This window comes from Hymenobacter elongatus (genome assembly GCF_004745955.1).
Lineage (GTDB): Bacteria > Bacteroidota > Bacteroidia > Cytophagales > Hymenobacteraceae > Hymenobacter > Hymenobacter elongatus.
Genome location: NZ_SRLD01000105.1, coordinates 1 through 1,169, shown reverse-complemented (window position 1 = coordinate 1,169; position 1,169 = coordinate 1). Strand labels below are relative to the sequence as shown.

At 59.7% G+C, this 1,169-nt stretch carries 1 protein-coding gene; it reads left to right on the top strand.

Translation table 11 applies throughout. The features are described from left to right. Positions 1–58: 58 nt before the first annotated feature. A complete protein-coding gene (locus tag E5J99_RS20925) occupies positions 59–1,159 on the top strand; it encodes an ISAs1 family transposase (RefSeq protein ID WP_135499747.1) in 1,101 nt (366 codons plus the stop codon). The last annotated feature ends 10 nt before the right edge of the window (positions 1,160–1,169 follow it).

Genomic DNA, 1,169 nt, shown 5'->3' with positions numbered 1-1,169 from the left:
CAGATTAACCGCACTATGAGGCAGGTGGGGTAAATTCGGGTTTTCCCTCGTTTCGCCGATGTCCTTACAGACGCATTTAGCCCAGATTCCCGAGTTTCGTCGCCAAAACAAAAACTTTCGCCATTTTCTGGTTGATATTTTGGCCATCAGTGTGTTAGCTACCTTGTGTGGGGCCGATGATTTCGAAGAAATCACGCTTTTTGGTCAGCAAAAAGAGGCCCTTCTGCGCCGCTATCTGCCCCTGCCCTACGGCCCACCCGCCGTCGATACGTACCGGCGCGTTTTTGAAAAGCTGGACGTGGCACAGTTCAATGCCTGCTTCATGGCTTGGATGCAGGAAATCTTACCGCCCGAGCAGGCGGACCAAATTTGTATTGATGGCAAAACGTTGCGCGGCTCCGGCCCCAAACCCTTACACGTCGTTTCCGCCGTAGCCAGCGCCAATGGCCTGAGCCTGGGGCAGGTAGCGGGCGTCGGCAAAGGCCAGGAACTCGGGGCCGTCCCCGAGCTGCTGGCCTTGCTCGACCTGCGCGGGGCCGTGGTGAGCCTGGATGCGTTGAGTTGTCAGCCCGCCATTGCCGAACAGATAATCGAGCAGGGCGGCGATTATTGGCTCGGCCTCAAAGCCAATCAGCCTGGCTTGCTGGCCGAGGTCGAGCGTCACACCGACGCCTTGCCCGAGGCAGCCGCTTTTACCCGCTGGGCCTACGCGGCCGACCGCACCCCGCTGCGCTACCAGGTCTGGACCCAAGCGGATTTGCGCTGGGTCGACGAAGACGGGCGTTGGCCGGGCCTGGCGACGCTGGTGCGGGTGCAGACAATGAGCCCTATAGATGGAAAAGAACCGGTTAGCAGCAATCGATACTACCTTAGCAGCCGGGCGCACCTCACGCCCGAACAGGCCGATGGCTTCGTGCGTGGACACTGGGCCATCGAAAACGCGCTGCATTGGCACCTCGACGTCACCTTTGGCGAGGACGACCACCGCTTGCGCCAACACCACGCGGCCCAGAATCTCGCCTTGGTGCGCAAAATGGCCCTTAACCTGCTCAAACAGGACCCGACCAAGCGCAGTATCAAGAATAAACGCAAGCGCCTGGCCTGGGATGAACCCTTTTTAGAACGCCTGCTGGCCGCTCTCTGCGCCCCGGCTACATAGTGCGGTTAAT